Genomic DNA, 13082 nt, shown 5'->3' on the forward strand with positions numbered 1-13082 from the left:
ACAATCGTAGGGACGCCATTCATGAATGCCGCCCCGTTCACCCTAACTGACTAGCTTTTTCATCTCACGCCGTGGTTTTCCGGTTATGGGTCAAATCTTTCACCGTTTCCGCTGCACGTTTACCGGCGAGGAACGCGTGGTCCGAGTTGTAATATTCCCACTCGCTGTAGCGACCGGAAAGATGGATGCCTTGCGTCGCCAGCCAACTGCGAATCAGCGTGACGTTGGCGGTGCGTTGATGGTCGTACACCACATAGGCGTACGGCATATCCACTTCGCTGGCGGTCACGATTTCATCATCGGCATTGATGATGCCGACCCGAATACAATCCGCAATGCAGCGTTCAATCAACGCATCGCCTTCACAGGGCAGCGGCTGATCGTCGCGATAAGTCATTTCGCAGGTCAGGCCAAAACCGCCTTCTGGATTGCAGTGCGGGCTGGCGTTGCCCTGTAAAAAGATGCGGTGGAACAGCGTGTTGCCGGGATAGTAAATCCAGTGTTTGTCGCTGATATTGGCGCGGCCAATGCCCAGATTGACGCAGCGCACCGAGATATGACGCAGCTGCTTCGCCGCTTTCTGCACCGCTTCTGGTGCAAAGCTGCCCATCAATCGCACCAGTTCTGGCAGCGGCAAGGTGCTGATCATCTGGTCATAATGAAACTGTCGGCCATCACTTAACAGCACGCGCCGTTGCAACGGCTGAATTTCGCTGACGCCCGCTTCCATCTCCAGCGTGCAGTCCAGTTGTGGCAGAAATCCCTCCATCAGCGCCTGAAAACCGCCGCGCAGCGGATAGCCAAAGCGCGCATTGGGGCCGACCGGCTTATCCAGCGGCGCCAGCGCGCCGGAGATGATCTGCTCCAAATCGGGCAGCGGCACGCGTCCGCCGAGCCATGAGGTTTCCATATTCACCAGCGGGGTTTTCCACAGTTTCTGGTTATACGGCAGGGCGAAATGGCGGGCGATGCCTTTGCCCCAGGTACGGAAAATAAAGCTTTCGAAATCTTCGCTCTCCGGCTGACAAACCAGGCTTTCACCATCCGGGATGGCGCCATCGGCGCAGCAATCACGCCGCGCCTCGGTGGCCACCGCCTGTAAAGCGGGAGGCGACGCATAGCGCGCTTCAATCGCGCCTAACACACACTCGCCAATCACTTCGGCAGGCAAACCATGCAGCGCCGACTGGAACGGATAGCGAGTGTAAACATCATGGCTGTAAACCCAGGCTTCACGCGTTTGCCAGTGCTGATTGTCGCCCAGCAGGATATCGTACAGGCGCAACACGTAAGGATCGTTGGAGAACATAATGTGGCCGGCGTGATCGAAGGTGAATCCCTGATCCTCGACCGAACGGCACCAGCCGCCCACGGTGGCATTTTTCTCCAGCACTACTGCGCCCGCGCCATAGTGATACCCGGCGCTCAATCCAGTAGGCCCGGCCCCCAAAATCAAGCACGCAACGGTGTTGTGCGCCAGCGCGGGCGGAGGGGCGGCGGCTACTTCAGTATGGGAAATCTGACGTTGGGTCAGCGCCACGATATGCGCCTGCATCTCATCGGCAGTGCGATCCCACGAGGTTTCCGCTACGCGTGCCGCCATGTTTTTCGCCAATTGATAGCGGGTTTCCACCGGCATGCTGAGCGCCGCTTCACAGGCCTGAACAAAGCTCTGATGCGAGTCGGCAATGCTCACCACATCGGCATAGTGTCGCGCCACATCGGCAATCGCGGTGCTGACAATCGGCAGCTGCGCTGCCATGTACTCCAGCACTTTGGTAGGACTGATAAAGCGCGTCGAAGCATTGAGCGCGAACGGCATCAGGCATAGATCCCAGCCGGCGAGAAAGTGCGGCAAGGCGCCGTACGGTTGCTGGCCGAACCAGTGCAGATTGCTGCGCTGGGGCAGGCTGGCGGCATCAATTTTCACCACCGGACCGACCATCACGATCTGCCAGTCGGGATGCGCATCCGCCAGCGCAGCAATCAGCGTCAAATCGAGGCGCTCATCTATCACGCCGTAGTAGCCGAGGCGTGGCTTTGGCAGGTTTTCCTGCAGCGGATGGTTGTTAGTGCGGTCCAGCGCCTGTTCGAAATGTCCCGCATCGACGCTGCTTGGGCAGCAGAAAACCTGCGGATGGCGATGTTTCTTCGCTTCATACAGGCTGGTGCCGCCGGTGAACACCAAATCGGCGCGGCTCAACAGCGCCGATTCACGCTGCTGAAGCTGACGCGGCGCCTGATTAAAGGCGGAGAGCTCATCCATGCAGTCATAGATAATCGCGCTCGGTGTAAAACAGGCCAGCAGCGGCAGCGCCATCGGCGTATAAAACCACACCAGCGGCGTTTCATCGTCAGCAAGCAGTTCAGCCAGCAGCGGTTGCAGCACGGCGATTTGGCTATCGTGAAAGCCAGGCGCGGCCACATCGGTATGCGGTTCGATCACCGTCACGTTTGGGGCGGGCTGATATTGGCGTAACGCGGCTTCACCGGGCTGATAAATCGGCTCTTCAATAAACACAATGCGGTGGAACTGGGCGAGGCGCGATAACAGATGCTGTGGACGTTGAAAGACAAATCCCCAACGTAAATGACTGAATACCACTAATACGGATTGTTTCATGACGCTTTCCTCTGGCCTGCTGGCCGCGGTGATAAGACCCTGAAAACGGGCTAATAATCGTTGTGATTGCTGTAATGACGCGGCATAAACCGGGTTCAGCAGACGCTTTTTGTGAGGATCGACATCCCACAATCCGCTGCGTGGCCAGTGTTCGAGATCTTCCCAAAGTGGGCGATCGATAATCGGATAAAGACAGATGCCGCGGATATCACAGCCATTAAGCTGTGCCTGCGCGACATCGGCGGCCACCTGGGCGATCCAGGCGGCGCGTCCGCTGCCGACGTGGCTGGTTTCCGCCAGCAAAATGGGGCGCTGGTAACGCTCAGTTAACTGGGCCAGCAGCGGATGCAGCGGCACGCGGCGCGCATCGCCCAGATGCCATTCCAGTCGGCAGCCGGACCCGGTGAGCCACTGATTGCCGTGGTAATAATTGGCGCCAACCACATCGAGATAGTGCGGTTTGCCGCCGAGTTCCGGCTCGCGCAAACCGACGATCATGTCCCACGCCTGATATTGCGAAGCGTTGATCTCGCGGGTGCGCTGCCGACACGCATCGCTCTCTTCATCCGGCACCACGTGAATAATCGGGTCGCAGTGCAGGAAACGCGCACGCGGATCTGCAAGGCGAATGGCGGCGCAACCCGCCAGCGTGGCGCGAATCAATTGACGTTTAATCTCATCGGGATCGGTATGGGCATTATTACCAAACAGGCCGACAGAAATTCCCCACGCCAAAAACGAGATTTCATTCATCGGCGAATAAATGGGTGCGTCTTCATAATATTCCGCGAGGAAGCCCGCCATGCGCTGACAAAAAGCGGCGAAGCGCGGCACAAATTCGCTGGAAAATAAGGTTAAGTCATCCGGCCAGCCGTAATGGCAAAAGGTCCAGTTAATTTGCACGCCAAAGGAGCGCGCCGAATTCATGCGTTTTTTTAAACTTTCGAGCGTGGTTTGCGGTTCCATTTCCGCCAGTCGCCAGCCAATACTTTCGCGGGCGGAGGTAATGCCAAACTGCTGCAGCGCGGCGTAATCGTTATGGTATTGCGATAAATGGTCGGTCAACGCATTCATTGAAAGCCGTTCGCCGAAGGGATTGATATGATCCGCTCCCTCATAACCGGCTTGCCAAAAGCTGGAAAATGGCGACATGATGTTCCCCCGGAATAACATTCAGGAAATAGCAATAAATAAAAGAAGTTAATCGTGTTATAGGGGCGCCATTTAAGGCAACCAGGGAAATCGACTGTTGAACCTAATTCAAATTATAACCACGCTTTGGCTTAGCGCAAATGGCTGAGCTGAAAAGAAAATAAGCCCAGCGTGAGTTTTGCTTATTTAAGTGAAGCGGCATGAAGAAATAAAAATATTATTGTTGCGCTATTTCTTACGCTTAACTCACATAATGAAAAGAAGGGCGATGTTTAATTTATTTCATTACTACACTTTAATTAACCCAATTCGGGTTTACGGAGGTACGTATGTCAGAACGTCCAGATGATGATGATGTAATTCCACTGCCAGGTGATGATGAAACATTACCCGACGAAGATGATGATTTACCCCGCGATACTGAATTCCCTGAAGATCAGCAACCTAAAATCTGAAAATCGGTCGAGCCGCCGCTGGCGGCTCACTATTTAGAGTGCACTCTGCTGTAATTCCCCCATAATACCTCTCCAGGATTCATTTATTTTTTTAACACTTAAGGGAGAGATACGATGGTCAACGACTATTTCACACAGCCACCGATTGGCGTCACGGTTGAGCAGCATAAACGCACCGTTGCGGTTGCGGCGGCATTAGCGGTGGCAAAAGAGTCAGTTAGCGCCTCAACCTCTGCCAGCGGATCAAAGGCATCGTGGGATTTGCAGGCGGTTGCCAATGAGATCGCAAATCTGGCCGATGCCATTCAGGATGCGCTGGAGCCGGTCGAAACGCTTTAAGCGAGCAACTGGGTTAACTGCGCCAGATGCGCGCTGTTAGCCAACTCGCTGCTGTTCAGCAGTTGTTGCTGACGTAGCGAGGATTCCTGCTGCAGTGCCGCGCGCAGCTTGCCTGCGACATCCACCGCATCGGCCAGCGATTGCTGACGTGTGCGGTGATGCTGCAACTGCAAGCCATCGCGTAGCGTAATCGTCACCAGATGAAAACGCAGCGCCGGGTTAATCGCATCCGGTGGCGCACCTTCATCTGGCATACGACGCACCTTTGCTGCCAGCGGCATCACCTCTTGATTCAACTCGCCTTCGGCAAAATCCTGCAAACGCAAATCGCCATACATCAGCATCGCGGCGATCACATATTCCAGACTGAAACGCGCTTCGATGCCGTTGGTTGGCACGCGCACCGATGCCGCAATATCACCGCCCGGCGGAAACGCCACGCTAATCTCGCTAATGTTTTCCAGCAAACTTTCCAGTGATTTACCGCTCGCCAGCCATTGATTGCGCAAAATGCGCGTGGCTTCGGCGGCGCTGTGCGTACCGGCGCAGGTGGGGAAGGGTTTGAATTCCAGCCCAGGCGCGACGATGCGCCACGGCTGCGCCCAGTGCTCAATCAGTGTTTCCGGCTGCGCCTGGCCATTGCTGGTGGCGGAGATGAAAGCGTCAATCACGCCATCCTGCTTGCCATCAAAGCCTGCCAGCGTCAGCTGTGCGGCGCTCACCGCGCGTTCAGCTGCAAACCCGGCGTGCAGCGGCTTTACCGCCGAACCAAACTGCGCGCGTAAGCCGCTGGCCTGCGTGGTGGCGATGCCGAGCAGCGTCGCGGTGGCAGCCACATCTAACGCCAGCAAACGCGCCAGCGCGGCGGCAGCGGCAACTGTGCCAAGCGTCGCGGTATTGTGATGACCTAAAGCGTAATGCTGCTGGCTGACGGCGAGGCCTAAACGTCCGGCAACCTCCACGCCGACCGCATAGGCATCAAGAAACTGATCCAGCTCAGAGGGCTGCAACTGCTGCCAGGCAAAGAGCGCAGGCAGAATCACAACGCTGGGATGCCCGCGAAAATCCGCATGGAAATCATCGTAATCCAGCGCGTGGCTGGCATATCCGAGCAGCAGCGCGTTGGCTCGCGCGCTGCCGTCGCCATATACGCTGCGCAGCGCCGGTAATCCGCTGTCTGGCACCTGACCTTGCAGCACCGGCCAGCTGACGGCGAGGAAATCGCGCACCCCTTCGCGCGCCGCATCACGTGCGGCGGCGTCAGGTTGGCTGTGAACAATGCGCTCAGCCAGCGCGGCAGTCAGGCTCATCAGCTCACGCTCTTCAGCGCTGCGACCGCCAGATTGGCGAGATAGCGCGACGTCGGCAGCAGCACATCATCATTGATGCGAAACGCCGGGTGGTGCAGCGCATAAGGCTCGCCGGTGCCAATCATCATAAACGCGCCCGGCAGCTGTTGCTGATAGAACGCGAAGTCTTCGCCGATTGGGCTGGCTTCCACCACGCGCGCCTCAAAGCCGCTGGCGCTGGCCTGCTGCAGGGCAAAATCCGCCCAATGCGCATCATTGACTACGGATGGCGGACCCGCGTGCCAGTTGAATTTCACCTCGGCGGCGAAAGCGGCGCCAATACCTTGCACGATTTCACGGAAGCGCTGCTCCAGACGCTCGCGCGTTTCCTGCGAGAAGGAGCGCACCGTGCCTTCCAGCCAGGCGCTATCAGGAATCACGTTCCAGGTGCTGCCGCTGTGAATCTGGGTGATCGAGACCACCGCGTTATCGCCGGATGGCGCATTGCGGCTGATCAGCGTTTGTGCGGCCGAGACAATTTGCGCGGCAATCACAATCGGATCGTTACCCTGATGCGGTTTGGCGGCGTGGCTACCCATGCCGGTGATGCTGATATCAAAGCGATCGACCGCGGCGGTGAGCGGACCGGCTTTGCTGCCAATCACGCCTGGCGGCAGCGACGGATCGTTGTGGATGCCGAAGATTGCCACCGCGTCATCCAGCGCGCCGGTCGCGATCACATCGGGCGCGCCCTGGCCGGTCTCTTCAGCGGCCTGGAACAGAATATGCACGCGACCTGGCAGCGTATCTTCCTGCTGTTTGAGCAGAATCGCTGCCCCCAGCGCCGCCGAACTGTGAAAGTCGTGGCCGCAGGCGTGCATCACGCCAGGACGTTCAGATCGGAAGCTCACATCTGATTGCTCTTCAATCGGCAGTGCGTCAATATCGGAGCGTAACACCATCAATGGGCCACTTTCCGCCCCAATTTCCGCCACTAAACCGGTTTTGAGCGGGAGATCCAGCACGCGAATCTGGTGTTGCTCTAATTGCTGACGAATTCGTGCGGTGGTTTCAAACTCTTGATTGGAGAGCTCGGGAAAACGGTGCAGTTCATGGCGGAAAGCGATCAGCTGTTCGCCTAAGGTGTCGAGAGATTGGCTCATGCTTTTACTCCTTGTTGTGCCGCCTGGCGTGTTAACCACGCATCGTGGGCGCTTTCATCCAGTACTTTCTTCATATATTGCGTGATATGCCCTTTGCCGAGATCGGTGGTGTGCATCAGCTGGAAACCGCGCTTTTTGTACATCTCGATCAGCCACGGATGGCTGGTGGCGGTGCCGAGCGACACCGCAGGCGCGCGTAACTGGCCCAGCAAGATCTCCTGCTCGAGACGATCCTGCACCTGACGACCAAATTGCTGGCCGGGATAATCGGGATGCGCGCCAAACCAGCCGATATGCGGCAGGCCAAAAGGGCCGGGCAGCGGTCCCCACGGATAGCGTACGGTAACGGATGAGACCATCACATCATCGGCATACAGGGCATAAACACCGTGGCTCTGCAGATGACGCAGTGTCTTGGCAAGGTCGGCGGTGGCGGCATCAAATTTAATGCCGAGCGCCAGCGTGGGTGCATACGCGGCATGCATCAGCGCCTGATAGGTTTCCACCTCGTCTTCTCTGACCTGACGAAATTCAAGTGACATAGACATCCCCGGGAAAATATGCGCTTTTGTAGGGTCGCCATTAATGGCGACCTAACAGGCGTTCATACAAAAGAGATCAGATTACCAGCAAAGCCATTCCCCGCTATATGTGAAAAATAACTAAGCTAATGCGAATTTGTGAAAATGAAATCGCCCCTTTTGCATTGCTTAAATCGTTATTTACCGTAGTATGCAGAAAATACATAGCGCTATAACTATTCTGTATTAACCCTCTGAATTATATTAATTTAATCCGTTATAGCCTTATTCTTAATCAGGGTGACGCCGTGTTAGCGATCAAATCTCCGCGTGCATATGCACATGAATCCGGTTTGCGTGCGCGCGCCGGTGAATTTATCAAACCTTACGCTTCCCATATTCGCATCTTTACTTCTCCCCGCGCCTGGCAGGCCGTTAATCCGGAATTAACCCAGAGCCTTGAAGCCAATAATATTCTCTGGGAAATAGAGTATCTGACCGGTGAATGCACCGATGAAGCGATTGAAACCCTGAAGCACAATGTCGAGCAGCAGGGCGCTGAACTGCTGTTTGCGATTGGCGGCGGGCGCGTGCTGGATGCGGCAAAAGCGGTGGGTAGCCAGCTGCCCAATCTCAAGGTGATCAACTTCGCCACGGTTGCCGCGACCTGCGCTGCCTGGTCGCCGGTGGCGATTGTTTACAATCAGCAAGGCGGCCATGTGCGCAGCCAGCCGCTGGGCAAAATGCCGGATTTGGTGCTGGTCGATAGCGAGATTATCGCGCGCAGCGACGTGCGTTACCTGAAGGCCGGCATCGTTGATGCGCTGGCAAAATATTATGAGTTCTATCCGTATCAGCGTAACAATCCCAACGATTTGGCGCTGGATCTCAAAGTGATGACCGCCAAACGCGCGCTGGAGCTCTATCGCGAGCTGGGCCCGGCGGCGGTAGCCGCTAACCAGCAACAGCAGGTCACGCCGGAGCTGGTGAAAATCATCGATGCCAATATCGTGTTGGCCGGCTTAGCCAACAGCGTGCGCGATGTGCTGCCGACGCCAGGTTTTGCTCACGCCATTCACAATCGTCTGACGCATCAGCCGGAACTGCATCAATGGCTTCACGGCGAGAAAGTGGGTTACAGCCTGCTGGTGCAATCGCTGATGGAGCATCACGGCGTGCCGGATGCCGATCTGCTGACGCTGCTGCGTGCGTACGACATGCCGCTGACCTTAGCGCCGTTAACCGGTGACCGCGCGGCGACAATTCGCACCATCGCAGAACAGATTAAATTCCCGGCGGCCAGCGCCGAACGTCTGCCATTCCGCATCTCTGCCGATGCGCTGGAACAGGCGCTGCTGGCGACCGAGAGCAGGTTTTAAATCGCACCACTTTTTATTGACCAGGACAAATTAATGGCTAACTCAAAACAACAACGCCGCATCCGTTTAGGCCTTTTCGTGCAGCCGGTAGGACAACACGTCAGCGGCTGGCGTCTAACGGAAAAGCTCGGCGATCCAACTGACATCGACTGGCTGATCACCATCGCCAAAAAAGCCGAAGCCGGTAAATTCGATCTGTTCTTCGTAGGCGATGCGCTGGCCACCAGCATGTATCGTCTGCCCTCGACCATGGCGCGCCTTGAGCCGCTGACCATGCTGTCGGCGCTGGCGGTGAATACCAAACGCATCGGTCTGGCGGCAACGGCGTCTACCACCTTCAGCGATCCATTCACCATGGCGCGCAGCTTCTCCTCGCTGGATCACATCAGCCGTGGTCGCGCGGCATGGAACGTGGTGACTTCGTTCTCTACCGATGTAGCGCGCAACTTTAGCCGCAACGATATGCCAAACCATGCCGAGCGTTATGCGCGTGCGCGCGAATTCCTCGAAGTGGCCGACAAACTGTGGGCCGGGTGGGAAGAGGGCGCGGTACAGCCGAACAAAGAGACCGGTGCGTACTTTGTTGATGAAAAAATCCAGCCGATTAACCATGAAGGCGAGCACTTCCAGGTGCAGGGTCCGCTAAATATCACCCGTTCGCCGCAGGGTCGTCCGGTGATCATCGAAGCCGGTTCCTCCGCCGATGGTCAGAAACTGGCGGCGGAAACCGCGGAAGTGATCTTCACCGCGGCTGCCAGCCTCGAAGAAGCGCAAACCTTCTACCGTTCGCAGAAAGATCAGGTCATTGCCGCTGGTCGTAATCCGGATCATGTGGTGATTATGCCGGGCGTGATGCCGATTGTGGGCCGCACGCGTGAAGAGGCCAAAGCACTGTGGAAAGAGCTCAACACGCTGGTGGACATCGAAAACGGTCTGCGTCAGCTGTCGCTGCGTTTCAGCATGGATCTCAGCCAGTTCCCGCTGGATGGTCCGGTGCCAGAAGTGCCGCTGGGCGAGGGCAACCAGAGCCGCGTTAAACTGATGACCGATATGGCGAAGCGCGAAAATCTGACGCTGCGCGAGCTGGCGGCGGTGGCTGCTGGTTCACGCGGACATCGCGTGATTGTCGGTACCGCCGAAGATATCGCTGACGATTTCGAGCTGTGGATGAACGAGGGCGGCGCGGATGGTTTCAATATTATGCCGGCGATCATGTCCGAGCAGCTGGATCTGTTTGTTGAGCTGGTGATCCCTGAACTGCGCCGTCGCGGCCTGTTCCGTGACGATTACGAGTTCGCCACGCTGCGTGAAAACCTCGGCTTGCCGGTGGTCTAACCCCTTCAGGAGCTCAACATGGTCACCTTATCAAAGCGTGTGCAGTCCGTGTCGCTCTCTGCCAATGCGGCGGCGCGTCAACTGACGCGCCAGCTGAAAGAGCAGGGCGTGGATATTCTCGATCTCACCACCGGTGAGCCGGATTTTGATACGCCCGCACATATTCGTCAGGCGGCGGTGGCGGCAATGGAAGCCGGTGAGACGCGCTACACGCCGACCAATGGCACCACGCCGCTGCGCAAAGCGGTGCTGGCTAAGCTGAAAAATGAAAATCAGCTCGATTATGAGCTGGCGCAGATTTGCATCGCCAACGGTGCCAAGCAGATTATCTTCAACGCCTTTGCCGCCACGCTGAATGAGGGCGATGAGGTGATTGTGCCGGTGCCTTACTGGCCGACGTTCCCGGATAGCGTGCGTTTCAACGGCGGCGAAGCGGTGCTGCTGGCGTGTCCGCTGGAGCAGGAGTACAAGTTGCAGCCGCAGCAGCTGGCGCAGGCGATCACCGCCAAAACCCGCTGGCTGGTGCTGAACAATCCCGGCAATCCTTCTGGCATGGTGTACAGCGCAGATGAGCTGACCGCGCTGGCGACGGTGCTGCGCGATCATCCTGATGTGCTGATCATGCTGGATGAACTCTACGAACATATTCTGTTTGATGGACGTGAACATATTAGCCTGCTGCACGTTGCGCCGGATTTAGCCGACCGTATTCTGCTGGTGGGCGGCGTGTCGAAAACCTACGCCATGACCGGCTGGCGCATCGGTTTCGGTGCCGGGCCTAAAGCGTTGATCGACGCGATGGTGGTGGTGCAGTCGCAAAACAGCTCCGGTGCCAGCGCGATCAGCCAGGCTGCGGCGGTGGCGGCGTATAACGGTGGACTCGACTTCCTGCCGCCGCAACGCAAGGCTTATCAGGATCGCCGCGATGAGATTATGGCGCTGTTAAAGCCGGTGCAGGAAATTGACGTGCTTAATCCTGATGGCGCGTTCTTTATTTTCTGTCGCTGCGCCGGTTTATTAGGTAAAACGCGTCCCGATGGTCATAAGATCGAAAGCGAGCAGGATGTGATGAATTATCTGCTGGAAAGCGGTGTCTCTGGCGTGGCGGGCAGCGCGTACGGTTTATCGCCTTATTTCCGCTTGTCGATTGCCACCGATATTGCAACGGTGCGTGAAGCGGGCCGCAGAATTGCGCAAGCCTGCACGGTTCTAAAATAAGCTTGCTATTAAAAGACGTCAGATATTTCCTGGGAATTATCTGACGTCTTATCGCCATAACTTCATCAATGAATTAACAACTTTCCAACACGCCATTCATCCCGCATAATGCCTTTTTTCATTATTTCCGGTTATTATTTCATGTCTAAATTATCTTTGAATCTGAATACCGCTTTGATCAGCGGTCTGGCTATTTTCGCGCCGCTGCACGCCATGGCGAATACAGAAACTTCCCAAGCGCCGATCATTATTCAGGGCGCGATGCCGGTTGAAGCGGAGCATTTTGCCGCCAAACTGGAAAATTCTAAAGAGCGCCAGATTGGCGAATGGCGTTTCTGGCAGGGCACGGTTGACGGTTATCCGGTGATTGTTTCTGAAACATTGAAAGGCATGTCGAATGTTGCGGCGGCCACCTCAGTTGCGGCGGTAGAATTCAAACCCAAAGCCATCATTAATCAGGGCACTGCGGGCGGTCACGATCCGGCATTACATGTCTATGACATCGTGGTGGGCAAATATTCGGTAAACCTCGGCGCGTTTAAAACCCCGCATAAGTTACAAGGTGCAGGCAGTAATTCCGTTGAGTGGAAACCGATGGATTTGCTGGCCTCGAAAGGCAGCGCAGGTGAAGATAAAAATGCTCACAGCATCCGCCAGTTTGCTGCCGATCCACTCTTGATGAAAGCGGCCGAGCAGGCGATGCCGGCCTACACCAAAGGCAAAGTGGTGGAAGGCGTGATCGGATCGGCGGATGTGTGGAATAGCGAGTTGGATCGTATTCGCTTCTTCCATGAGAACTTCAACACCTCCGTCGAGGAGATGGAAACCGCGTCGGCTGCACAGATTTCATCGCTGTTTAATATCCCGTTTATCGGTATTCGCGTGTTATCTAACAACATCACCAATGACGGTAAGTATGATGCGCAAACCGGTATCGCTTGCCAGGATTATGTTTACGACGTTTTAAAAGCGTATATCAAACAGATTAACGCGCAGAAGTAATAATGATAAAACGCAGCACCTGTGCTGCGTTTTTACTGTTCACGTGCTGTACAGCGTGTTGCCGATTAAATCAGGAAATCATCCATTGAACCGCCAGCTTCCATTGCGGCTTTAATCGGTGACGGCGTACGGCCCTGGCCGGTCCACAATTTTTCGTTACCCTGTTCGTCGATGAACTTATACTTCGCAGGACGCGGAGCGCGTTTCGACTTAGGTTTGCTTTCCTGGGTGTTTAATTGCGCCAGGTCACTAATATCAATGCCGTCTTTCAACAACATCTCTTTATACAGTGCCAGCTTTTCTTCTTTTTCGCGCTGAGCTGCAGTTTCTGCTTCCGCTTCTTCACGGCGCTCTGCGACGACCACGGCGAATTTTTCCAGCATCTCTTCTAATGCTGCGACTTCAATATTACGCGCCTCGGCACGCAGCGTACGAAGATTGTTCAATGCTTTGAGTGCATCGCTCATGAATAAATCCTTATTATAAATTTGAAAGTTTGAAGCCGCGTATTCTACGAGATTTTTTGCCAAATTAAAATAATCAGACGTGGGCAGAATTGTCTGTAAAATATCCGCTTGATCAGAAGTTTCCTTATATTTCGTGACG

Annotated in this window: 11 protein-coding genes; 6 read left to right on the forward strand and 5 right to left on the reverse strand. The window is 55.7% G+C overall.

What is annotated here, in order from left to right; translation table 11 throughout:
- Positions 1-64: 64 nt before the first annotated feature.
- A complete protein-coding gene (locus K5Y32_RS09100) occupies positions 65-3775 on the reverse strand; it encodes an FAD-dependent oxidoreductase (RefSeq protein ID WP_222183064.1) in 3711 nt (1236 codons plus the stop codon).
- 329 nt (positions 3776-4104) lie between these two features.
- Here K5Y32_RS09100 and K5Y32_RS24880 point away from each other — a divergent pair, with 329 nt between their 5' ends.
- Both K5Y32_RS24880 and K5Y32_RS09105 read left to right on the forward strand, forming a co-directional pair.
- The gene (locus K5Y32_RS24880) at positions 4105-4230 is read left to right on the forward strand and encodes a hypothetical protein (RefSeq protein WP_008103156.1); all 126 of its coding nucleotides are present in this window, start codon (positions 4105-4107) and stop codon (positions 4228-4230) included.
- A gap of 114 nt (positions 4231-4344) precedes the next feature.
- The gene (locus K5Y32_RS09105) at positions 4345-4569 is read left to right on the forward strand and encodes a hypothetical protein (RefSeq protein ID WP_007890034.1); all 225 of its coding nucleotides are present in this window, start codon (positions 4345-4347) and stop codon (positions 4567-4569) included.
- Here K5Y32_RS09105 and K5Y32_RS09110 read toward each other — a convergent pair.
- Genes K5Y32_RS09110 through K5Y32_RS09120 form a run of 3 tightly spaced genes read right to left on the reverse strand, consistent with a single transcriptional unit; the run spans position 4566 to position 7563 of the window.
- Positions 4566-5879 carry an MmgE/PrpD family protein gene (locus K5Y32_RS09110; protein ID WP_222183066.1) on the reverse strand — a complete coding sequence of 438 codons (1314 nt, stop codon included), beginning with the start codon at positions 5877-5879 and terminating at the stop codon, positions 4566-4568. The two genes, K5Y32_RS09105 and K5Y32_RS09110, sit on opposite strands and share 4 nt — an antisense overlap.
- A complete protein-coding gene (locus K5Y32_RS09115) occupies positions 5879-7021 on the reverse strand; it encodes an amidohydrolase (protein ID WP_222183068.1) in 1143 nt (380 codons plus the stop codon). The genes K5Y32_RS09110 and K5Y32_RS09115 overlap by 1 nt, the downstream gene beginning before the upstream one ends.
- Complete coding sequence (locus K5Y32_RS09120; protein WP_101761773.1) at positions 7018-7563, reverse strand: GNAT family N-acetyltransferase; 546 nt, start codon at positions 7561-7563, stop codon at positions 7018-7020. The genes K5Y32_RS09115 and K5Y32_RS09120 overlap by 4 nt, the downstream gene beginning before the upstream one ends.
- A 287-nt stretch (positions 7564-7850) precedes the next feature.
- Between K5Y32_RS09120 and K5Y32_RS09125 the strand changes: the two genes are divergently transcribed.
- From K5Y32_RS09125 to K5Y32_RS09140, 4 genes are all read left to right on the forward strand, one after another.
- A complete protein-coding gene (locus tag K5Y32_RS09125; protein WP_222183070.1) occupies positions 7851-8921 on the forward strand; it encodes an iron-containing alcohol dehydrogenase family protein in 1071 nt (356 codons plus the stop codon).
- A gap of 33 nt (positions 8922-8954) precedes the next feature.
- The gene (locus K5Y32_RS09130; protein WP_101761353.1) at positions 8955-10256 is read left to right on the forward strand and encodes an LLM class flavin-dependent oxidoreductase; all 1302 of its coding nucleotides are present in this window, start codon (positions 8955-8957) and stop codon (positions 10254-10256) included.
- Positions 10257-10274: 18 nt separating this feature from the next.
- Complete coding sequence (locus tag K5Y32_RS09135) at positions 10275-11474, forward strand: aminotransferase class I/II-fold pyridoxal phosphate-dependent enzyme (protein WP_222183072.1); 1200 nt, start codon at positions 10275-10277, stop codon at positions 11472-11474.
- A gap of 141 nt (positions 11475-11615) precedes the next feature.
- Complete coding sequence (locus K5Y32_RS09140; protein WP_222183073.1) at positions 11616-12476, forward strand: 5'-methylthioadenosine/S-adenosylhomocysteine nucleosidase; 861 nt, start codon at positions 11616-11618, stop codon at positions 12474-12476.
- A 65-nt stretch (positions 12477-12541) separates the two neighbouring features.
- Here the strand turns inward: K5Y32_RS09140 and K5Y32_RS09145 are convergent, their stop codons facing one another.
- On the reverse strand, positions 12542-12943 hold the full coding sequence (locus K5Y32_RS09145) for an H-NS family nucleoid-associated regulatory protein (RefSeq protein WP_222184258.1): 402 nt from the start codon (positions 12941-12943) through the stop codon (positions 12542-12544).
- Between the last annotated feature and the right edge of the window lie 139 nt (positions 12944-13082).

Origin of the sequence: Pantoea sp. DY-15, from assembly GCF_019795935.1 — a bacterium.
Lineage (GTDB): Bacteria > Pseudomonadota > Gammaproteobacteria > Enterobacterales > Enterobacteriaceae > Pantoea > Pantoea leporis.